The 23,999-nt window shown below is 33.3% G+C and carries 14 protein-coding genes and 1 rRNA gene; 11 read left to right on the top strand and 4 right to left on the bottom strand.

The genetic code is table 11. From position 1 onward, the window contains the following. Nucleotides 1–35: 35 nt before the first annotated feature. Nucleotides 36–2,906 carry a triple tyrosine motif-containing protein gene (locus SHI72_RS22545; RefSeq protein ID WP_323491470.1) on the top strand — a complete coding sequence of 957 codons (2,871 nt, stop codon included), beginning with the start codon at nucleotides 36–38 and terminating at the stop codon, nucleotides 2,904–2,906. Nucleotides 2,907–2,961: 55 nt separating this feature from the next. Here the strand turns inward: SHI72_RS22545 and SHI72_RS22540 are convergent, their stop codons facing one another. Both SHI72_RS22540 and gldJ read right to left on the bottom strand, forming a co-directional pair. After that, nucleotides 2,962–4,245, bottom strand: a complete 1,284-nt coding sequence (locus SHI72_RS22540; RefSeq protein WP_323491469.1) for a UDP-N-acetylmuramoyl-tripeptide--D-alanyl-D-alanine ligase — start codon at nucleotides 4,243–4,245, stop codon at nucleotides 2,962–2,964. 65 nt (nucleotides 4,246–4,310) lie between these two features. After that, complete coding sequence (gene gldJ / locus SHI72_RS22535) at nucleotides 4,311–5,999, bottom strand: gliding motility lipoprotein GldJ (protein ID WP_323491468.1); 1,689 nt, start codon at nucleotides 5,997–5,999, stop codon at nucleotides 4,311–4,313. A gap of 221 nt (nucleotides 6,000–6,220) precedes the next feature. Here gldJ and porU point away from each other — a divergent pair, with 221 nt between their 5' ends. From porU to SHI72_RS22495, 8 genes are all read left to right on the top strand, one after another. Continuing rightward, entirely contained in the window at nucleotides 6,221–10,063 is a 3,843-nt protein-coding gene (gene porU, locus SHI72_RS22530) for a type IX secretion system sortase PorU (RefSeq protein WP_323491467.1), read from the top strand. Nucleotides 10,064–10,099: 36 nt separating this feature from the next. Continuing rightward, nucleotides 10,100–11,269 carry a type IX secretion system outer membrane channel protein PorV gene (gene porV, locus SHI72_RS22525; protein ID WP_323491466.1) on the top strand — a complete coding sequence of 390 codons (1,170 nt, stop codon included), beginning with the start codon at nucleotides 10,100–10,102 and terminating at the stop codon, nucleotides 11,267–11,269. A gap of 73 nt (nucleotides 11,270–11,342) precedes the next feature. Next, nucleotides 11,343–11,825 (top strand): cytidine deaminase, encoded by a 483-nt coding sequence (gene cdd / locus SHI72_RS22520; protein ID WP_039111807.1) that lies wholly within the window; start codon nucleotides 11,343–11,345, stop codon nucleotides 11,823–11,825. A gap of 155 nt (nucleotides 11,826–11,980) precedes the next feature. Further along, on the top strand, nucleotides 11,981–12,979 hold the full coding sequence (pdhA, locus tag SHI72_RS22515) for a pyruvate dehydrogenase (acetyl-transferring) E1 component subunit alpha (RefSeq protein ID WP_035623790.1): 999 nt from the start codon (nucleotides 11,981–11,983) through the stop codon (nucleotides 12,977–12,979). 3 nt (nucleotides 12,980–12,982) lie between these two features. After that, nucleotides 12,983–14,617 carry a pyruvate dehydrogenase complex dihydrolipoamide acetyltransferase gene (locus tag SHI72_RS22510; protein ID WP_323491465.1) on the top strand — a complete coding sequence of 545 codons (1,635 nt, stop codon included), beginning with the start codon at nucleotides 12,983–12,985 and terminating at the stop codon, nucleotides 14,615–14,617. A gap of 135 nt (nucleotides 14,618–14,752) precedes the next feature. Then, entirely contained in the window at nucleotides 14,753–16,600 is a 1,848-nt protein-coding gene (locus SHI72_RS22505; RefSeq protein WP_323491464.1) for a hydrolase/aminopeptidase, read from the top strand. Nucleotides 16,601–16,987: 387 nt separating this feature from the next. After that, a complete protein-coding gene (locus SHI72_RS22500) occupies nucleotides 16,988–17,530 on the top strand; it encodes a carboxymuconolactone decarboxylase family protein (protein WP_039111804.1) in 543 nt (180 codons plus the stop codon). A gap of 89 nt (nucleotides 17,531–17,619) precedes the next feature. Beyond that, nucleotides 17,620–18,498, top strand: coding sequence for a helix-turn-helix domain-containing protein (locus SHI72_RS22495; protein ID WP_323491463.1), 879 nt, complete (start codon nucleotides 17,620–17,622; stop codon nucleotides 18,496–18,498). Here the strand turns inward: SHI72_RS22495 and SHI72_RS22490 are convergent. Next, nucleotides 18,495–19,739, bottom strand: a complete 1,245-nt coding sequence (locus SHI72_RS22490; protein WP_323491462.1) for a glycosyltransferase family 4 protein — start codon at nucleotides 19,737–19,739, stop codon at nucleotides 18,495–18,497. The two genes, SHI72_RS22495 and SHI72_RS22490, sit on opposite strands and share 4 nt — an antisense overlap. Before the next feature lie 109 nt (nucleotides 19,740–19,848). Between SHI72_RS22490 and SHI72_RS22485 the strand changes: the two genes are divergently transcribed. Both SHI72_RS22485 and SHI72_RS22480 read left to right on the top strand, forming a co-directional pair. Beyond that, the gene (locus tag SHI72_RS22485; RefSeq protein ID WP_039111801.1) at nucleotides 19,849–20,430 is read left to right on the top strand and encodes a tRNA-(ms[2]io[6]A)-hydroxylase; all 582 of its coding nucleotides are present in this window, start codon (nucleotides 19,849–19,851) and stop codon (nucleotides 20,428–20,430) included. 20 nt (nucleotides 20,431–20,450) lie between these two features. Beyond that, on the top strand, nucleotides 20,451–23,219 hold the full coding sequence (locus tag SHI72_RS22480) for an AsmA-like C-terminal region-containing protein (protein ID WP_323491461.1): 2,769 nt from the start codon (nucleotides 20,451–20,453) through the stop codon (nucleotides 23,217–23,219). Nucleotides 23,220–23,879: 660 nt separating this feature from the next. Here SHI72_RS22480 and rrf read toward each other — a convergent pair. Then, nucleotides 23,880–23,989 (bottom strand): 5S ribosomal RNA (gene rrf, locus SHI72_RS22475). Nucleotides 23,990–23,999 lie beyond the last annotated feature (10 nt).

Raw genomic sequence — 23,999 nt, 5'->3', positions numbered from 1 at the left:
GCTAAGTAAATCGTTGAGCCTATTATAATGTAATTATGAATTTTACAAGATTTAACATCATAACCGTTTGTTTTTTATTCTTTTCGATCCTATTATCAGCACAAGTCAAAAATATCGGTGTTCCTGACATCCGAAACTATAAACGGGCAGAATACAAAGGAGCAACTCAAAACTGGAGTATTGATCAAGATGAGAACGGAAATTTATATTTTGCCAACAATAGCGGCCTTATACAATTTGATGGTTCATCATGGACCAAGTACCTCTTACCCAACTCAACATCAGTACGAACAGTAAAAGTTGATAATTCTCACAGAATATATGTAGGTGGCTATAAAGAACTTGGCTATTTTGATGCCGACTCTAAAGGAAAATTAAAATACACCTCATTATCAAAACTTATCAAATCAAAAAGTGCTCAAGAATTAGATTTTGTATGGAGAATACATATTGTTAAAGACGAAGTAATTTTTCAATCTTTTGCCAGAATTTATATTTTTAAAGACAATAAACTTAAAACAATAGAAGCTCCCAAACGTTTTCAGTTTTCTTTTCAAATTGACAACACTATCTATGTTCAAGACAATTCATTAGGAATACTAATATATAAAGACGGGAAATTATATCCTTTAAAAGGTACTACAACATTAAACAACACAGAGGTCTGGGCAATGTTTAAAATGCCTAACAATGAACTCTTGGTAGCAACTTTAGAAAATGGACTTTTTATCTATAGCAATCAAACGCTGACTCCTTGGAACACTGAAGCCAATGCTTTTATCAAAAAAAATAGTTCATTAGGAGGTGTCTCTATCAAAGACAAATTCATTGTCTTAAATTCCGTTTTAAATGGTATTATCATATCCGACCTAAACGGAAAAATTATTCAACATATTGACCGCAAAAAGGGCTTACAAAACAATACCGTACTTACTTCCTTTATAGATAACAAAAACAATCTTTGGCTTGGGCTGGATAATGGTATTGCATTTATCAATGAAAGTTCCCCATTTACATACTTTGGCTTTAGTTATGATATTAGTACCGTATATGCTTCTGTAATTCATGATGGGTATTTATATGTAGCAACAAATCAAGGTGTTTTTTACCATGCTTGGAATACTGCTTTTAAAGAAGGGGCTTTCTCGCTTGTAGAAGGAACAAATACGCAAACATGGAATATTCAGGTTATTGGTAACGAATTAATATGTGCCAACAATAGAGGTGCAATAATTATAAAAGGAAATAAAGCTGTAAAACTATTGGATAAGAATGGTTATTTCGGTTTTAGAACAGTCCCCAACCATCCAAATTTTGTAGTAGGATCAAACTATAATGGATTTGCATTGTTTGAAAAAACTGCAAATGGTTTAGAGTTTAGAAATCAAATTTCAGGATTTAATAAATCTTCTATTTTATTCGAGCTAGACAATGACTATTTATGGTTAAAAAAAGATGAATTTTTATATCAAATGAAATTATCTGATGATTTAAAAAAATTCAAATCAATAAAAATTATTCACAATTTATCAAAAGAGAAAGGCATTGGAAGTATTCAAAAAATAAATAACAGCGTTTATTTCCAAACAAATAACCATTTTTATAAATATTCTAAAGAACAAGAAGTTTTCTATAAGGATAAAAAAATGACTGCCGTTTTTAAAGATATACCCGTAATAAATTCTCTTTATGAAGATTCAAAAGGAAATCTTTGGTACGTATTTAATGAATCTTTGGGAGAACTAGTTAAATCCCCTGATGGAAATTACAAAAATGTCGTTGCCCCATTTTCAAACTTAACAGGAAACTTAGTAACCAACTATCTTTCGGTTAACACTATTGATCCTCAAAATATTTTTATCGGATTAACCGATGGTCTGGCACATTATGATTCTCAATTAATAAATAACATCGTAACCAAACCAAACGTATTCATTCGAACTTTTACTTTTACAAATGATACCTTGACATTCGGAAATCAGAAGAAAATTTCGGAAAAATATCTAATTCCATATGCTTCAAATCATGTAAAATTCACTTTCTCATCTCCTACTTATGAGAACCTTGAAAATGTAGAATACTCTTATCAATTAGATCCTTTTGACGAAAAATGGAGCAATTGGTCAACAATTTCAGTAAAGGAATATACCAATTTAAGAGAAGGCAATTACAAAATGAGAGTTAAAGTGAGAAATAGTTACGGGATACAATCTGAGGTTGATGTCATCCCTTTTACCATTTCACCACCTTGGTATAGACATATTCTTGCTTATATATTTTATTTTATGCTTGTATTGGTTGCTATTTACTCTATCTCCTATCGCATAAAAATGAAAATTAGAAAAAATAAATATTACGAGACAATCGAACAACGAAGACTTTACTTAGAAAAAGAATCTAAAATAAGGCAAGAACAATATCAATTAGAAAAAGAAATTGAAAAATTAAAAAATGACAAATTACAAATAAAGATTCTCACTAAAGACAAAGAACTAGTTAACAACTCCTTACAAGTAGTAAAAAAGAACAAAATCTTAAATGGAATTATACATAAACTGAAAGAAATTGACATTGAAACATTTGACGAGTCTACTAAATTTCAATTCAACAAACTCAACAAAAGTATCGTTAAAGAAGTAAATACAGATAAAAGCTGGAAAGATTTAGAAAAGCATATAAAAAATGTCCATTTTGAATTCCTGAAACGCTTAAAAGAAAAATACCCAAAAATTTCACCTAGAGAACTAGATTTAGCAACTTATTTATTGATGAATATGTCGACTAAAGAAATTGCAGAAATCATGAACATCTCAAATGGAGGAGTTGAACTTGCTCGTTATAGATTAAGAAAAAAACTAGAATTAAACAAAAAAGAAAACCTTATAGGATTCTTAATGAGTATTTAAACAAAAAACCATCCGATACATCGGATGGTTTTTTGTTATAGTTTAAAGATATTTTTTAAATAAAATTTAAAACTCTTTCCAGAGCCATACCTCTAGACCCTTTAATAAGTATTGTTTGCTCATTAAAAGCTATAGTTCCTAAATAAGTAGCAAAAGCGTCAAACGAATCAAAGAAATGGAAATTCTCTTTATCAGCTTTATGCTTAAAGAAAGAAGGTCCTATGAAATAACAATTTGTTTTATTCTCATTCAAAAGTGATGTTACAATAAACTTATGTTCTTGATCACTTTCTGAACCAAGCTCAAACATATCTCCCAAAATCATGACTTTATTTTGCTTCTCTAATTGAATGAAATTCTCGATTGCAACAGCCATACTACTTGGGTTTGCATTGTATGCATCCAAAATAATTTCGTTAGTTCCCTTTACTAATAATTGCGAACGATTATTCTCGGGTATATAACTCTCTAAAGCCTCTTTTATAGCAGAATCTTCTATCTTAAAGTACTTTCCTATTGCCAGTGCTGCACTTATGTTATTGGCGTTATACAGTCCAATTAAATGCGAAGTAATAGTTTCATTGCCAAAACCTAAAACCACAAAAGGATTTGCTGTAATGGTACTTATAACAACATCACCACTAGTATTTTTATATCCGAATGAAAATTTCTTTATCGCACTTGTTTTTTCTACCTGAATGGAATCATCCAGATTAACAAACGCAACTTTATCATGAGCAGAAAGATAAGTATACAATTCACTTTTCCCTTCTATAACTCCCAAAATTCCTCCAAAACCTTCAAGATGTGCTTTCCCAAAGTTGGTCACATATCCAAAATCCGGTTGAGCTAATTCACATAAAAACTCTATTTCTTTTTTATGATTAGCTCCCATTTCTACAATTCCTATTTCAGTTTCTTTAGTAAACGTTAATAGCGTTAAAGGAACGCCAATATGATTGTTTAAATTTCCAACAGTTGCTTTAGTACTGTACTTTTTAGAAAGCACAACATTAATCAGCTCCTTGGTTGTCGTTTTCCCATTACTTCCTGTTAAAGCAATAATAGGCAATTGTAAATAACCACGGTGAAATTTTGCTAATTCTTGTAATGCAATCAAACTGTTTTCGACCAAAATAGTTCTTTGATCAATAAAGTAAGATGCATTATCGATAACCACAAATAACGCTCCTTTTTGCAAAGCCTCTTCTGCGAATGTATTTGCATCAAAATTATCTCCTTTTATAGCAAAAAATATTGAATTTAATTCAATTTTACGAGTATCTGTCGAAACTGACTGGCATTGTAAAAACAAATTATGAATGTGAGCAATATCCATTTTAAAACAGATTTAAAACAATAAAAGCCCTAATCAAAGGGCTTTTATTACTATTATTAAATTTCTTAATTTCTAGGTGATTTTCTTTTTTCAGATTTAGGTCCTACTCTTGACATTGCACATCTGAAACCAATGTAATCAGTTGCCATATCTTGAGGGAAATATCTTCTTTGAGCTGGATCTAACCAATATGCTCTATCTCTCCAAGAACCTCCTTTGTAAACTCTAACATTATCATTTACTAAAGTTGTTCTTTTGCTAGACTTATCATATTTTCTAACCATGTTACCTAAACTATCTGTGGTAACATTATGCTTAGGAGAATTGTACATTGCTTGTTTTGCTTTATCAGCAGCAGTTTGCTCTTCTTCTGAAGCTCCAAAATCATAATATTTAGATGATTGCTTATCTCCATCTCTATAATTGATATTATCACTTGTAGAGAAGTTTTGTCTCAAATAAGTCTCTTGCTCGTCAACAGGAACTTGTGCAATATCTCCAGGGAAATTTCTTGCTACAATTTTACCATTGCTTAAAGTATCATATTTGATAGTTTCTTTAGTAACGATTTCTACTTTACCGTCTTTGCCAATTTTATTCTTAGCATACAAGTTACCTCTAAAGTAGTTAAAGTCATTTGCTTCATTATCGATAAGAGGTCTGTAAACATCGGCAACCCATTCGGCTACGTTTCCAGCCATATCATACAATCCAAAATCGTTTGCAGGATATTTTTTCACTTCATTTGTAATATCTGCACCGTCATCAGACCATCCAGCTATACCTCCGTAATCTCCATTACCTTGTTTAAAGTTAGCCAATTGATCACCTCTTGTTGCTCTTTTTCCAGAACGAGTATAATCTCCAGACCAAGGATATTTCTTTTGTCCTTTATAAATGTTGTATTCTCTTTGTCCAACATCTGCAGCAGCAGCGTATTCCCACTCTGCCTCAGTTGGTAATCTATATTCTGGTAAGATAATTCCAGAAGAACGCTGTGCATAAACATTTTTAGGCTCTTCAGCAGCATCTCCTTTTTTAGTTCTTCTTACTTTTTTACCTTCTTTTAAAACAATTTCTTCGTTTCCTCCAAATGTAGATGTAGGAGCGATTAAATATGTTTCAGTATTAAAGTTGCTTTCAGCATTAACATCATCTGTTTTAGCACCTTTTTTAAGGTATCCATTTTTTTCAAGAACTGCTTCGTTTACACGGTTAGTTCTCCATTTACTAAACTCAACTGCTTGAATCCAGTTCACACCTACTACAGGGTAGTTAGCATATGCAGGATGTCTTAAGTAGTTATTGGTCATAGTTTCATTATAGCCTAAACGATTTCTCCAAACTAAAGTATCTGGCGAAGCTCCTTCATATATATGTTTGTAATTTCCTTCTGTTGGTGGAAATACTTTTTTCAACCACTCAAGGTATTCTAAGTACATCATGTTAGTCACCTCAGTCTCATCCATATAAAAAGACTGTACGTGTTGTTGCGTTGGAGTATTGTTCCAATCATGCATTACATCATCCTGAACCTTACCCATGGTAAACGTTCCTCCTTCTACAAAAACTAATCCAGGTCCTGCTTGTTGTTTTTTGTTAGAAACATTTTGTGCCGTTCCATTAATACTATTAACGTCCCAACCCGTAGCTCTTGATGCACTCGAACTAGATTTTTTACTACAGCTAGCCATTCCCAGAACCAATGTCATAGATAACATTAACTGTAAGGCCATAATTTTGTTTACTTTCATACTCTTTAGTAGGTAATAATTTAGGTGCTGCAATATAATAATTAAAATTAATTCGCAACATCAATTATAAAACAATTATAAAAATTTCATGTACCTGATTCTTGTAAAATCATCTCACATAACTTGAACGCAAAAATATACTTTTTATTATTTACTATAACACTAAATACTATATTTTTACTTGGTATAATACAACTATATCATTTTTGTTAAAGCGCGCAATGAAAAAGACCTTATTAACCTGTTTTATCTTACTATATATCAGCTCTTTCGCACAGACGAAAGATGACGTTATTATAAATTGGCTCGATAAAAAAGACATGTATTTTGGAGAGTTTAAAGTCAACGCACCCCTGTTTTCGGGTAATAGCTACCACTTAAACTCCGACACAAAGACAATTTTATACGCTTTAAACCTTACGCAATTCAATTATTCTGAGAACAGCAACGTCCAATTATCTAATATTGTTTACGAAACAATTTCTGAAAATGAACTGGGTGATTTAACATTAAAAAACATCCCAAAAACTATTAATGAAACGTTAAAAATCTCTTCTGCGAGAGGAATCAATCAAGCTTTACTAACCCTGTCACCAATAATCAATAACGGAACAGGATACAAAAGAGTAAAATCTTTTACCTATAATATAATAACCAATTCTCAAAACAATACTACCTCAAGAACATCATTAACCAGAAAGAATACAAACATCACCAATTCTGTTTTATCATCTGGAGATTGGTATCGAATTTACATTGAAAAATCTGGTGTATATAAAATCTCCAAAAGCTTCTTGCAAAATTTAAACTCAGATTTGACAAAAGTCAACCCAAAGAAGATAAAAATATTCGGAAATGGTGGTAGAATGCTTCCTTTATCCAACTCATCTTATTACCCTAATGACTTAACAGAAAATGCAATTCAGATTATTGGCGAAAATGACGGAAGTTTTGATAACGACGACTACATCTTATTTTATGCCGAAGGAGTCGATACTTGGAACGATGAAAGCAGAACCTATAGTAACTTATACGATAACAGATCATATTATTATATAACGACTCAGGGAGGCGACGGAAAAAGAATCACCCAAATGCAACCACCATCAGGAAGCAGCACCATAAACCTCTCAACATTTGATGACCATCAATATCACGAAAAAGACCTGATAAACATAACCCATCTTGGTAGAGAATGGTATGGCGAATCTTTTGAAATCGACAACGAACAAGAGTTTGAGTTTAGCTTTCCGAATATCGACACTTCGGTTCCTGTAAAAATACAAGTCAAGACAGCTTCTGCTTCATACACAAACACGTCTTTTAAAGTTGCTGCAAACGGACAAGATATAGCTACTACAAATTTTCCCGCAATAACACCCAATTCAGAAATTAAATTTTATACCGACTCATTACCTTCCAACAAAACATTTACAGGATCCGAAAACATTAAAATAAAACTCAACTACAATAATAGTGGTGTTCCCGGATCAAAGGGATATTTAGATCAAATTAAATTAATTGCTAAACGAAAACTACAAGGCTACGGAAAACAATTTCTTTTTCAATACGACTTAGCTAGTTCAAGCATCGGAATTGCCAGTTACGATATCACAAACACAACCAGCATTGCCCAAATTTGGGATGTCACTGATATATATAATGTAAGCACTATTGAAAACTCAAATCAAAACACAATAAGTTTTAAAGCACAATTAGGGGAAATAAGAAAATATGTAGCCCTCGACCCTTCCGACTACTACATCCCTTTTAAAGATAACAAAACCAAAATTCCTAACCAGAACTTAAAAGGTACACTTTTAAAAAACAATCAAGGCGCTTTTCAAGACATTGATTATGTAATTATCGCTCCCTCTTTTTTAATGAATCAAGCCGAAAGACTAGCGTCCTTCCACAGATCTCATTCTAACTTAAGCGTAAAAGTAATTTCAACTGAATCTATCTACCAGGAATTCTCATCTGGAAAACAAGATATAGCCGCCATCAGAAACTGCATTAAATACATATATGACAATGCCTCTGCTCCAGATAAAAGAATTAAATACGTTAATCTTTTTGGAGACGCTTCTTTCGATTATAAAAATAGAATCAATAATAACGGAAACATTGTACCTATATATTACTCCTTAAGAAGTAATAGTACAGGAGAAGCTTCATTTGCATCTGATGATTTTTATGGATTAATGGATAATGACGAAGGCAATGTAGTTTCTTTTTTTGGAGGAATAGATCTCGCAGTAGGAAGAATGCTTGTTAATGACACTAAACAAGCTGACGAAATGGTTAATAAAGTACTAGAATACCATGACATTAAATCTTACGGAAACTGGAAAAATAACTTCGTACTAGTTGCAGATGATTCCGATAAAGTTTCGGATGCTACATTACAAAGCCGACAAAATAAATTAGCCGATGTTATAGGTACCGAAAAACCTTTTTTCAATATTGATAAAATCCTCTTAGATTCCTATACACAAGAAGCTTCGGCAGGAGGATCAAGATATCCCAAAGCACGAACTGACTTATTTGATGCTTTCGAAAAAGGCGCGCTCGTTTTTAACTACCTAGGACATGGCGGTGAAGATGGATTAGCAGGTGAACGTATTTGGAGCAAAGCTGACGGACAAAATCTAAACAATCAATACAAGTATCCATTATTTATAACCATAACCTGCGAGTTCTCAAGATTTGATGACCCCACAAGACCTACTGCCGGTGAATATACATATTGGAATCCCAAGGGAGGCGCTATCGCTATGCTTACAACCATAAGATCCATCGGACAATTTAGTGCCGAAAACTTCAATGACATTTTATCAAAAAACTTATTGTCATACGGATCCAACCAATACACAACCATTTCCGAATCATTACGACTATCCAAAAACAGCAATCCAAGCTCTTCTAGTAATGTTATTGTATACATAGGTGATCCAGCTTTAATGCTTGCTATCCCAAAACCAAAAGTAAAACTAACCAAAGTAAATGATGTTGTTATCTCTCAACCTATTGATGATTTAAAATCGCTGTCAAAAATTAAATTATCCGGAGAAATAACAGATGAAAACAATAATTTATTAACAAACTATAATGGTGAATTAACTACTGCGATATTTGATAAATTAATTATATCTTCGACACTCAATAATGATGGCTTTAGTCCCCCAATGCAATTTAACACTTTGGGAGAAACTATTTTTAGAGGAAGTGCATCAGTAACCAATGGTTTATTTGAGTTTAGTTTTGTAGTACCAAGAGACATCCGAATCCCTGTAGGGAACGGAAGAATTAGCTTTTACGCCAAAAAACAACAACTTCTTGAGAACCAAACGGGTTACGATACAACAATAAAAATAGGTGGAATAAACGAAAATGCACCTCAAGACAATAATAGTCCAAAAGTGCAGTTATATATGAACGATGAAACATTTGTATCAGGAGGGGTTACAAATGAATCTCCTTTTTTACTTGCAAATCTTGAAGATGAAAACGGGATAAATACCGCAAGTGGAATAGGACATGACATAGTTGCAATTTTAGACGGAGACGTTAGTAATCCTTATATATTAAACGATTATTATCAAACCAAGTTAGACGATTACACGCATGGAACATTACGTTTTCCATTCCGTAATTTAGCAGTAGGATTGCACACCGTTTCGGTTACAGCATGGGATGTATACAACAACCCCGTTACAACCGAAATTCAATTTATTGTTTCAGGTGATGATTCAATAACATTAACGCATGTTTTAAATTATCCGAATCCGTTCACAACCTATACTGAGTTTTGGTTTTCACACAACAAACCTTATGAACCCTTAGAAGTTCAAGTACAAGTAATGACAATTACCGGAAAGGTTGTTTGGACAAAAAATCAAATTATTACTACCGAAGGTTTTTTATCTCGGGACATAACTTGGAATGGAAGAGACGATTTTGGCGATCGAATTGGCAAAGGTGTTTATATTTATAAACTAACTGTAAAGTCGAACACAACAAATAAAAAAGCAGAAAAAATTGAAAAACTTGTCATACTTTAATTAAATATTATATTTGTTTACTATTTTAAAACCTAGATGAAAAAACCTACCCTCATTTTAATTTGCCTTTTTGTTATTTCATTAGCAAAGGCACAAGAAAGAACTATTACAACTGCAGTACCTTTTTTATTAGTAGCTGCCGACGCTAGAGCAGCAGGTATGGCCGACCAAGGTGTCGCCACATCTGTAGATGCATTCTCTCAACAATGGAATCCCGCAAAATACGCCTTCTCCGAAGACAAACAAGGGTTTTCTGTTAGTTACACTCCGTATCTTACCGATTTGGTAAATGATGTCTCTTTAGGACAAATAACCTATTATAACAAAATAAACGACCGAAATGCATTTGCAGCAAGTTTCCGTTATTTTGGATTTGGTGATATCGAATTACGAAAAACCGATAGTCCTGATGAAGCAGTAAACATTGTATCACCTAACGAACTAGCTTTCGACGGTTCTTACTCACTAAAGCTTAGCGAAAAATTCTCGATGGCTGTAGCAGGAAGATACATTCGCTCTAATCTAAAAATCGCTTCTGAAGATGTAGATGCTAAACCTGCAAGTTCATTTGCAGTAGATGTAGCTGGTTTTTATCAATCTGAAGAAATTGCTTATAACAGCTTTAACGGAAGATGGAGAGGTGGTTTTAATATTCAGAATTTAGGACCTAAGATGAAATATGATAGTGATGAACTCAATGCTAACTTCCTACCAGCTAATTTAAAAGTAGGTGGAGGATTTGATTTTATCCTAGACGATTACAACAAACTAGCTGTAGGCGTAGAATTTAGCAAATTATTAGTTCCTACACCTCAGGATCCAGATTTAGATGGCGATGGTACAGTTACCCTGCAAGAAAGAATGCAAAACAATGAAGACTACCGATCAATAGGTTGGGTATCTGGAATTTTCCAATCTTTTGGTGATGCTCCAGGTGGTTTTAGCGAAGAGTTAAAAGAGATTACTTATAGTATTGGTGCCGAATATATGTACCAAGATGCATTTGCATTCCGACTAGGATATTTTCATGAAAGCCCAGAAAAAGGAGCTAGAAAATTCTTTTCTTTAGGAGCAGGCTTCAAGTACAATGTAGTAAAAGTAGATGTTTCGTATTTATTCTCTACTTCAAACGTAAAAAATCCATTAGAAAACACACTTCGTTTCTCACTAACCTTTAACTTTGGCGACAAATACGAAGTATATTAATAAATAAAATTCACAATTATAACAATCCAAATTTCACTTTCGTGAAATTTGGATTTTTTTTCCTAAATACATAATGAAAGAAATATCTATTACAACGCAATTTTCTGTTTTTGAATCTATCGAAGAACTTTCAAAAGACACTCAAGACTTAATGAACGAAGCAATCGCTATTCGCAAAAAAGCATACGCCCCTTATTCTAAATTTAGAGTTGGAGCTGCATTACTTTTAGATAATGGCCAAATTGTTTTAGGTTCTAATCAAGAAAACGCAGCTTATCCATCAGGACTTTGTGCAGAACGAGTAGCAATTTATCATGCAGGAGCAATTTATCCTGATGCCAAAATTTTAAAAATTGCCATTACAGCAGCTTCAGATACGAATCAAACAAAAGCTCCAATTCCTCCTTGTGGATCTTGCAGACAATCAATTGCAGAATATGAAATAAAACAAGAGACCCCTATCGAAATTTATTTCATGGGAGAAATAGGTGTAATTTATCAATCGGCATCCCTAAAAAATTTACTTCCATTCATGTTTGATAAAAAGTTCTTGTAAAAAAAACCAAAAATTAGCTTTTAAATTTTACTTCTTAGTAGGAATGTCTTATTTTTGCATCCCGACCCTTCGGGCGCAAATTTGTGGGAGGAAACTATTTTGCGTTATAGGCAACAATTGATAACAGAAACACTTTAGCAAAAGAAAGAATTCAGATGAAAGAAGTTACAAAAGAGGTATATTTAAAGTGGTATGAAGACATGCTACTTTGGAGAAAGTTTGAAGACAAACTAGCAGCATTGTACATCCAACAGAAAGTAAGAGGTTTTCTTCACCTATACAATGGTCAAGAAGCTGTACTAGCTGGTGCATTGCATGTCATGGATTTGACAAAAGATAAAATGATAACTGCATACAGAAACCACGTACAACCAATTGGTATGGGTGTGGACCCAAAACGTGTAATGGCTGAACTTTTAGGAAAAGCAACAGGAACATCTAAAGGAATGGGTGGATCTATGCACATTTTCTCAAAAGAACACCGTTTTTACGGAGGTCACGGAATTGTAGGTGGACAAATTCCTGTAGGAGCTGGTTTAGCTTTTGCAGATAAATATTTTGAAACAGGTGGTGTAACTATGACCTATTTTGGTGATGGTGCAGCAAGACAAGGTTCTTTACACGAAGCTTTTAATATGGCTATGTTATGGAAACTTCCAGTTGTATTTATTGTTGAAAACAATGGATATGCAATGGGAACTTCTGTAGAGAGAACCGCAAATCATACTGATATCTGGAAACTTGGTTTAGGTTACGAAATGCCTTGTGGACCAGTTGACGGAATGAATCCAGTGAAAGTTGCTGAAGCTATGTATGAAGCTGTTGAAAGAGCTCGTCGTGGTGATGGTCCAACATTCCTAGAAATGAAAACATACCGTTACAGAGGACACTCAATGTCTGATGCACAATTATATCGTTCTAAAGAAGAAGTAGAAGAATACAAAAAGATTGACCCAATTACACAAGTTCTTGATGTAATAAAAGATCAAAAATTTGCTACTGAAGAAGAAATTGAAGAAATTGACCAAAGAGTAAAAGACTTGGTTGAAGAGTGTGTGAAATTTGCTGAAGAATCTCCATATCCGGAATTACAACAACTTTACGATGTAGTATACGCACAAGAAGACTATCCATTTACACCTCATAAACTATAAATCATGGCGATAAAAGTAACAATGCCTCGTTTGAGCGATACTATGACGGAAGGAACGGTAGCAACTTGGCTTAAAAAAGTAGGAGACAAAATTAGCGAAGGAGATATCCTTGCTGAAATTGAAACTGACAAAGCAACAATGGAATTTGAGTCTTTCAATGAAGGAACTCTTTTATATATAGGAATACCTGCTGGAGAAACTGCTCCAGTAGATTCATTATTAGCAATTATAGGAAACGAAGGCGAAGATGTTACGGCATTAATCGCTGGAGGAGACGCTCCTGCTGCAGCTCCGAAAGCTGAAGCTGCAAATCCAGAAGCAAAAACAGAAGCACCTGCTCCTGCAAAAGCTGCAACTGAATTGCCAAAAGGTGTTATTGTAGTAACTATGCCTAGATTAAGTGATACTATGACTGAAGGTACAGTTGCAACTTGGCTTAAAAAAGTTGGTGATGCTGTTGCTGAAGGTGATATTCTTGCTGAAATCGAAACTGACAAAGCAACAATGGAATTTGAGTCTTTCAATGAAGGAACATTATTATACATTGGTATTCAAGAAGGAAACACAGCTCCTGTTGATAGTTTATTAGCTATCATCGGACCTGCTGGAACTGATATTTCTGGTATTGCCCAAAACTATACTGCTGGTGGTGCTCCTGCAAAAGCAACAGAAGAAACTAAAGCAGCTCCTGCACAAGAAACAGCAGAAACTGTTGAAGTAGTTAGCGACGGAAAAAGAATTTTAGCTTCACCTTTAGCAAAGAAAATTGCTTCAGATAAAGGAATCCAATTATCTCAAGTAAAAGGATCTGGTGAAAACGGACGTATCGTAAAAAGCGATATCGAAAACTTTACACCTGCTGCAGCAACAACTACACAACCAGTTGCTACCGCGGCTCCAGCTAAAACTCCTGAAGTTACTGCTGCTGCGCCAAAAGTTTTTATTCCTGCTGGTGAAGTTTTCACAGAAGAGATCAAAAACTCGCAAATGCGAAAAATCATTGCTAAACGTTTAGCAGAATCATTGTTTACAGCTCCTCACTATAACTTAGTGATCGAAGTAAGCATGGACGAAGCAATGACATCAAGAGCTACAATAAATAGCGTTCCAGATACAAAAGTATCTTTTAACGATATGGTGATCAAAGCTTGTGCTTTGGCATTGAAAAAACACCCAAAAATTAACTCACAGTGGAAAGAAGATGCTATCATCATCAACCACCATGTAAATATTGGTGTTGCTGTAGCTGTTGAAGATGGATTAGTAGTTCCTGTATTGAAATTTACAGATGCTATGAGTTTATCTCAAATTGGCGCTAGCGTGAGAGATCTTGCTGGAAGAGCTAAAAACAAAAAACTTGGACCACAAGAAATGGAAGGAAGTACTTTTACAGTATCTAACCTTGGAATGTTTGGTATTACTGAATTTAATTCTATCATAAACCAACCAAACTCTGCCATCCTTTCTGTAGGTGCAATTGTAGAGAAACCAGTAGTTAAAAACGGTCAGATTGTAGTAGGAAACACAATGATGTTATCATTAGCGTGTGACCACAGAACAATTGACGGTGCAACTGGAGCTCAATTTTTACAAACATTAAAACAATACATCGAAAGCCCAGTTACAATGTTGGCATAATTTTAATGTCAGCCTGAGCATCCCAATCCCGAAACTTCGGGACGGAAGATGGTTATTTATAATAAAATCCCGTTTTGTTTATTCAAAACGGGATTTTTTGTTTAATTTCCCTCCACTAATTCAATTCTTCATAAAATGAAAAAACTAATCCTTGCCACTTTATTCCTGACCGTAATTGCCTGTCAGAAAAAGGAACAAACAGAAAAAGTAGCTGTTGTTACAGATGAACACAGTTATTCTAAACCTGAACTTGCTGTTGTAAAACACTTAGACCTTGACATTAAAGTTGATTTTGAGACACAATCCATTACAGGAAAAGCATCTTGGGAAATTGACAACGTTAGCAAAGGCAACGAAATAATCTTTGATGAAAACACACTTAACATCACTAAAGTAACTCTAGGTGATGATGAAAAAGAAACCAAATTTGAGCTTGGCAAAGAAGTTGAATTCCACGGAAAACCTCTTCATATTACAATTGAACCAAATACAACCAAAGTAAATATTTACTACAGCACTAGTAAAGATGCTGTAGCTTTACAATGGCTTACCCCTGCACAAACAGCAGACAAAAAGAAACCATTCCTATTCTCTCAAGGAGAAAGTGTTTGGTCACGTACCTGGATTCCATGTCAAGACTCTCCATCAATTCGATTTACTTATAATGCAAAAGTTACTGTTCCTAAAGACTTAATGGCAGTAATGAGTGCTGTTAACCCTCAAAAGAAAAATGATACCGGAGTTTATACTTTTAAACAAGACAAAGCGATACCATCTTATTTAATGGCAATTGCAGTTGGAGACATCGAATTTCAATCAATCGATGATAGAACAGGTGTTTACGCAGAACCATCAATGCTAAAAAAATCAGCTTGGGAATTTGCTGAGCTTGGAAAAATGGTAGTTGCTGCCGAAAAACTTTACGGCCCTTACCGTTGGGGACGTTATGATGTATTAGTTTTACCACCAAGTTTCCCTTATGGAGGAATGGAAAATCCTAATTTAACTTTCCTAACTCCAGGTGTTATCGCTGGAGACCGTTCATTAACTAGTTTATTAGCGCATGAATTAGGACATAGCTGGAGCGGAAACTTAGTTACCAATGCAACATGGGATGACATTTGGTTAAACGAAGGTTTCACCACTTATGTAGAACATAGAATTGGCGAAGCAATCTTTGGCGAAAAAGAATTTGAGATGCAAAATGTTATCATCCGTAAAGAATTAGTTGACAATGTAGCTGAATATGGAGACACAAATCCCGACACAAGATTAAAAGTAAGCCTTACAGGAAGAAATCCTGATGACGGAATCAGCATGATTCCTTATGTAAAAGGATATGCTTTTTTAAGAGTTATTGAAAATGCCGTTGGACGTGAAAAATTTGACGTTTTCATTAAAAACTATTTTGATGCACACGCTTTTAAATCTATTACAACAGATGATTTCATTAAATACTACAATGAAAACCTTATAAAAGGAGACAAAGCACTTGCTGATAAAATAAAAGCCGAAGATTGGATTTACAAACCTGGAATTCCATCAAATATTACTCCAGTAAGTTCTGCTGATTTTGATGCAATTGATAAAATCCAAAAAAGCTGGAGAGAAACCGGAGTTAAAGGATTAAATAAAAAAATTACAACAACTGCAGAAAAACAGCATTTTATAGATAATCTACCAACGGACATCACTGCAAAAGAAATGGAAGCGCTTGATGGTGAATTCAACTTTACAAAAGGCGGTAATTTCGTTATCAAACGTCAATGGTTTATTCCATCGATTCGCTATAAATACACGGCTGCTAATCCTGCGATTGAGCAATTTTTGATTTCAAGCAGCAGAACCGGATCAGTAATGATGCTTTATAAAGAAATGGCAAAAACTCCGGAAGGAAAAGTTTGGGCAAAACAAATTTTCGACAAAGCTAAATCTGGTTATCACGCAACAACCGTTCAAGCTGTTGAAGGTGTTTTAAAATAGTATTCCGTTTCAATTTACAGTCGCAGTCTCAGTTTTCAGCTTACAATCTGACCGAAGACTGCGACTGAAAACTGTAAAGCAAAAAATCCCCAGTTACACCTTGTAATCGGGGATTTTTTTATTCTTATTTGTCATTCCTGACCTAATAAACGAAAAACATTCTTATGAAAACAATTACCCTAGCCCCGATAGAAGTGGAAATCCTTTTGCTTTTTTCTTTAAAAAGCAAAAGATTGTAACGAATAGCGGGATTAGCTCCTAAAAAAACTCCTCAGGGAAAATTGTCCATCACATAGCGTAAATCCTCCATGTTCTAAAATCTGTAATCGTAGCACCTTTGTAATGTCTAAAGACAACAACAAATAAATAACATAAAAATTAAATAAGATGACACGATTAAGAGCATTAAACCCAGAAGAAGTAACAGGAAAAACTAAAGATTTATTCAACGCTGTTCAGGCAAAGTTAGGAGTTGTTCCGAATATGATGAGAACAATGGGAAATTCTCCAGCAGTTCTAGAAGGATATTTAAATTTAAGCGGCGCGCTAAGCCACGGAAAATTAGGAACAAAAACAGGAGAATTAATTGCTTTAGCAGTTTCAGAAAGTAATTCATGTGATTACTGCTTAGCAGCCCATACCTTTATTGGAGAAAAACTGGTAAAAACGGATCCAGCTGTTTTGCAAGCAGCAAGAACAGGAAACTCAACCGACGCAAAAATCGAAGCCGTTTTACAATTTGCTAAAAAATTAATTAGTAAAAATGGCTTAGTTAATGACGAAGATGTAAACAAAGCAAAAAATGCTGGTGTTACTGATGCTGAAATTGCTGAAACAATTGGACATGTAGCTTTAAATGTTTTAACAAACTACTTTAACAATACTGCAAATACAGAAATTGATTTTCCAGCAATATCAAGTTTAAATTAATAAAACCAATTCAAGCAAAAACACTTTATAAAGATAGTTGTGAATTATTTTCATAGCTATCTTTATATTTTCAAAAAACAAAAGAAATCATGAGCAGTCAGAATGTCTTCACTCTAATTAATCCACAAAATGGTAATTTAGCTTTTAAGTTACTCCCTTTTGATAACAATAGTCATTTTGACCATTTGCAACGCAATAATTATTTCTCCTTGATTTGGGTAACCAAAGGGAAAGGGAAAGTAAAAGCTGATTTTGCCGAACATCATTTTGAAGAAAATTCACTCCTGGCCTTTTCTCCTTATCAACCTTTTATGCTCTGCGTGAGTGAACCAATTGAAGGAATCGCAATTCATTTTCATCCAGATTTCTATTGTATTCACATGCACCAAAAAGAAGTTTCTTGTAATGGTATTTTATTCAACAATGTTTATCAACCACCTTTTACAATAATTACAGAACAGGCTGCAGCAACTTTTACAATGGTTTTAGAACAAATGAAAACCGAAATTCAAAATGCTGAATTGGCACAATATGAATTATTGATTTCCTATTTAAAAATATTTTTAATTACTGCTTCCCGATTAAAAAATGAACAATTAGAAAAAATGAAATCAGTTCCTAACTCTAAAGAACCATTTATTCTTCAGAATCTGAAAGATGCCATTGAACTAAATTTTAAAACCAAACATTCAGCAGGAAATTATGCCGAATTACTGAATATCTCCCCAAAAGCTCTGGCAAAATTATCTAAGACTTACTTCAATAAAACATTAACCGATTTAATTGCTGAAAGAATAATAATCGAAGCCAAAAGGGAATTATACATGACTAACAAAACAGTCAAAGAAATTGCATATGAATTAGGTTATGAAGATGAACATTACTTTAGTCGATTTTTTAAAACCAATGCTGATGTTTCGCCTCAAATTTATAGAGAAACAGTAGGCTTTGGAAAAATGGAGGCTTAATTTTTATTTTTTGCCTCAATCCATTTAGACATATATTTTGTACTTCTCATAGTATGAAATTGCAACATACTCCCTATAAAATTATTATTACGATGTGATTGCAAATTAGATTGCAAATAGAAAATCATTTCCATAAAATTGGTCGCAAAATTATCTTTCAAATAACGCGTATTAATAATTTCAATTCCTTTAATTTGAGCCTCGTTCCAAAGATTCTTATTTTGATATAATTCGACAGCAGCTCTTACAAAACCTTCTGTTTCATCAATAATAAAACCATTCCACGGTAAATCACCATTCATCGCTTCCGCTCCTATTGTTGTGGTTACACTTGGTGTTCCGGATTGCATTGCTTCAACCAGTTTCCCTTTTAGACCTGCACCAAAACGTATCGGTGCCAATACTATTCGTGATTTCTGCACTACTTCCTGAGCATCAACAGCTCGCCCCATAATATAAAAACCAGATTTAGGATGATGCAATTGTAAAACTTTTTGTGAAGGGTAAGCTCCATATATATTTAAAACAGCATCTGGTAATTGTTTTTTTACCAAAGGCCAAATTACTTCTTTCAGATATTGAACAGTGTTCCAATTAGGTTCATGCAAAAAATTACCGATAAAAATAAAATCAGTCCTTTCTTCAAAAGAAGGTAATTCTTTTAATACATCTTCAGAAATTCGATTTAATAAAAAGGGCAAATAATATAATAAAGCGGTATCAATTTTAAATACCGATTCTAACAATTCTATCTCAAACTCAGAAATTATCAACGACAAATCACAACGCAAAATACTCGCTATTTCTCTCTTTGCTACTTCTTCTGAAAATAAATCGCTAACTATAAAATTTCTATTTTCTTTGAATGCTTTTTGACGAGCTTGGCGCAAACAGTGCAAATCCTCAGTATCTAAAATACGTAATGCATCAGGACAATTTTCAGCCACACGCCAACTAAACTGCTCTTCAATCATAAACCGATCAAATAAAACAATAGTTGGACTCAGTTCTTTTATAAAATCGTCAAAACTAGAACAATTTAAAGCAATCGATTTCTTTTCGATTCCTAATGCTTGCAAATCTATCATGAAGTCACTATCCAAAGCTGGGCTAGCAAATGTAATTTCAAATCCTTGTTCTTGAAAAATTGAAATCAATTGCATCATTCTCCCCCCTGCAGCCGATGAATTAGGCTCAGGCCATACAAAACCAATTATTAAAAGCTTTTTAAGCTCACTCATATCCTATTTTATTTCTACTACAAAATAATACTATTTAAGCGGCAATATCATCATTAAACCCAAAAATCGGGAATAAAACACTAATTTTGTAGGTTATAAATCAAATATCATGTTAGGATTAAAATTAGCTACAGACCCACGTTGGGTAAACATAGTCGAATCGAATATCGAAGAAATTCTTACCGACCATGCGTGGTGTGAGCAAAAAGCGGCTTCAAACGCAATTAGTTTAGTAACATACAATTCAGAATTAGAGGAATTAGTAACAGAAATGCTAATTATTGCCAGAGAAGAGTTAGAGCATTTACAAATGGTACATGACATTATCAAGAAAAGAGGTTTGACACTTGGTCGCGAAAGAAAAGACCACTATGTAAATGAGCTTTTTAAATTCATGAAAAAAGATGGCAGTAGAAAAGATGCCCTTTGTGACCGCTTATTATTTTCGGCTATGATTGAAGCTAGAAGTTGTGAACGCTTTAAAGTCCTTTCAGAAAACATAAAAGACCAAGAATTGGCAACATTTTATCGTGATTTAATGATTTCGGAAGCAGGACATTATACTACTTTTTTAGGATTTGCCCGAAAATATACAGATAATATAGACATTGATAAACGTTGGAAAGAATGGATTGAATATGAAGGTTCTATCATTACCAATTATGGAAAAAGCGAAACTGTACACGGATAAAACTAACTAATAATCATACTATGACAAAAGGTAATTTAAAATCCATTTTATATAGAATAGTAAAATATATCGGAATAGTGCTTGTCGTTATTTTAGCACTGCTTTTTATAACGCCTTATGTTTTTTCGGACAAAATAAAAGAAGAGATAAAGAAAACAGCAAACAAAAAACTTAATGCTGAATTAAATTATTCTGATGCTAATATTTCTTTCTTTCATCATTTTCCATCATTAACTTTAACTTTAAACGATTTAAAATTAAATGGATCTGCTCCATTCGAGAAAGAGAATTTTGTTACGGCAAAAGAGGTTTCCTTTGGAATAAATATTAGCAGTTTAATATTTGGCAAAACGGTAAGTATCGATCAAATTTACTTATCAGATTCATTTATCAATGTAAAAGTTAATAAAAATGGTGAGGCAAATTATAACGTTTACAAATCGTCATCTGTCGAAGCTGAAAAAGCTACAGACAGCAGCGATACTTCTTTAAAGTTAGAAAAAATTGAAATCTTAAATAGCAAAATTATTTATGATGATAAATCAACCAATGTACATCTAGATGTTTTTGGTTTTAATTATTCTGGAAAAGGAGATTTAAGCAAAGATATTTTCGATTTATATTCAAAAGCTAAAATCGAAAAACTTAATATTTTATATGAGAATGAACCATACTTAATGAATAAAAAGGTTGATGCCGATTTAATTACTAAAGTAAATGTAAACTCTTTATCATTCTTTTTCGAACAAAATAACTTAAAAATAAATCAGCTAATCGTTGATTTTAAAGGGAAATTTGACTTTTTAAAAGATGGTTATAATATTGATTTTGTAATAAAATCGAATAATAGTCAGCTACATGATGTATTTACAGCATTTCCTCCAAAATTTATCACTTGGTTATCAAAAACTGATTTAAAAGGAAACACCAATTTATTGCTTACGCTAAAAGGAAAATACATTGCTTCTCAAAATATAGCGCCAGATTTAAACTTAGATTTAAAAATAAATGATGGATATGTAAACTATAATAAAAGTTCATTCCCTATTTCAAATTTGAATCTGGATATAAATACAAAACTACCTTCATTAAATCCAGATCTATTAATTGTTGACGGAAAGAATTTAGCTTTGAATATTAATAAAGATTATTTAAAATCTAAATTCTATGTAAAAGGAGTTGACACTCCAGACTTGAATATAGATTTAAGCAGTCAGATAGATTTAGAGAAACTAACTCAGGCATTTGGAATACCTGATATTGAGTTAAAAGGAAATCTTATTGGAGATATTAAAGCAAAAGGGATTTTTGATTTAAAAAACAAACTCTTTCCCGTAACTTCTGGGACTATTAATTTCAAAAATGGATATTTAAAAACAAAATATTATCCAAACCCAATAACAGACATAACAATTGTTTCTGAGATTAAAAATCAGAAAGGAACTTTTGATGATTTAAAAGTAAAATTATCACCTGCACAAATAACATTTGAAGGGAAACCTTTTTATATAGATGCTGACTTATATAATTTTGATGACCTTACTTATGATGTTAAAGCCAAAGGTGAGCTGGACATAAGTAAAATATATAGAGTGTTTTCTCAAAAAGGGTTAGATTTAGATGGTTCAATTAAAGCCGATTTAGTTTTAAAAGGAAAACAAAGCGATGCCGAAAAAGGAAATTATAGTAAACTCCACAATAAAGGAACTCTAGAAATTAAAAACATCGGAATAGTTTCTGAATACCTACCTAAGAAGTTCATTATTAAAGAAGGTATTTTTAAAATAAACCAAGACAAAATGTTCTTCAAAAACTTTTTGTCAACATACGGTCAATCAGATTTTAAAATGAATGGTTATTTACAAAATGTTATCAATTTTGCTACAACCAAAACGGGTGTTTTAAAAGGTTCTTTTGTCATAAATTCAAGATACATTAATGCCGATGAATTTATGTCGACAACGACTACCCAAACAAATAGTACGACAGCTACTTCTAGTACAAATTCTGAAACTCCAAAAACTGAAGTAGTACAAACTGGTGTAATTATAATTCCAAAGAATTTTAATTTACAATTTCAAGCAAATGCACAGAAAGTAAACTTCAATAAACTTGCCTTAAATAATGCCAAAGGTAACCTCAAGATGAATAAGGGTATTTTAACCATGCAAAATACAGGTTTTAATTTGATAGGCTGCGAAGTAACCATGGACGCAACATACCAAGCTCTAACGATGAAAAAAGCTCTATTCGACTATACTATCAAAGCAACAGATTTTGACGTTAAAAAGGCTTATAATGAAATTGAGATATTTAGAAAAATGGCTAGTGCAGCTGAAAAAGCACAAGGAACAGTTTCTTTAGATTATAAATTAAAAGGAAGGCTTAATGCTAATATGGAACCTGTTTATCCTTCGTTAGTAGGTGAAGGAGTTGTCTCTGTAAAAGACATCAAATTATATGGTATGAAAATGTTTAATGCAGTAAGCAAAACAACGAGTCATGAGGGAATAAAAAATCCTGAAATTTCTAAAGTAGATATCAAGAGTAGTATTAAGAACAATATAATTACCCTGGAACGATTCAAATTTAAATTTGCAGGTTTTAGACCAAGAATAGAAGGAACAACTAGTTTAGATGGGAAATTAAACATAAAAATGAGATTAGGCTTACCTCCATTAGGAATTTTAGGAGTTCCGTTAATAATAACAGGAAACAAAGACAATCCTAAAATAAAAATTGGACGAAAATCGGATGATTTAGAAGAAACTCAAGATACCGAAGATTAATCTAAACTTTATCAATGTTACCAAACCTGCTCAATCGAGCAGGCTTTTTTATGCCTGGACACAAAATAACACTTCATTATATATATTTTAAAACACTTTTATCACTTAGACCTGTTAGACACTATTCACAAACGATTCCACTCCATAAACGCGCTAAAATTATACCGAGAATCTTCTCAAAGTTTACACAGAGTCTCGCAAAGATTTCTTACTTGTAAAACTTAAAATAGTTTCTCAGAAATCTCTGAGATGCAAAGCTGTCTTTAGCATAAATAATACTTCCGGTTTTAACCGCAGAGTGAGGAAATAGAAAAAAAACGCAAAGGTTTGCAAAGCTATTTATTAAACTTTACGAACCTTTGTATAATCCTTTGCGTTTATTTTGCTATTAAAACAACCACAGCCTTGTCACCCTGAAGAACGAAGGGTCTCCATTAGATACTAACAACAAAGCTTTTTTAGATTATCGAGCTACTAATTGATCCTTTTTAACCGCAGAGAAAGGAAAGAGAAAAACACAAAGCTTCGCAAAGCTATTGATTAAACTTTGCGAACCTTTGTGTTTTCTTTTGCGCTTTTTGCGAAACAACCTTTTCACAAAATCCCAAAAAAGTAAAGCCCAAAAAAAATCCTCATCAATTACTTGATGAGGATTCTAAAGAAAGGCGACGACATACTCTCCCACATAACTGCAGTACCATCTGCGCAGGCGGGCTTAACTACTCTGTTCGGGATGGGAAGAGGTGAGCCCCGCCGCAATAACCACCTTAAGGTTGTTAG

The sequence above is a fragment of the Flavobacterium sp. PL02 genome, assembly GCF_035013205.1.
Taxonomy (GTDB): Bacteria; Bacteroidota; Bacteroidia; order Flavobacteriales; family Flavobacteriaceae; genus Flavobacterium.
The sequence above is the reverse complement of the archived record's forward strand: the minus strand, read 5'-3'. Positions and strand labels throughout refer to the sequence as shown.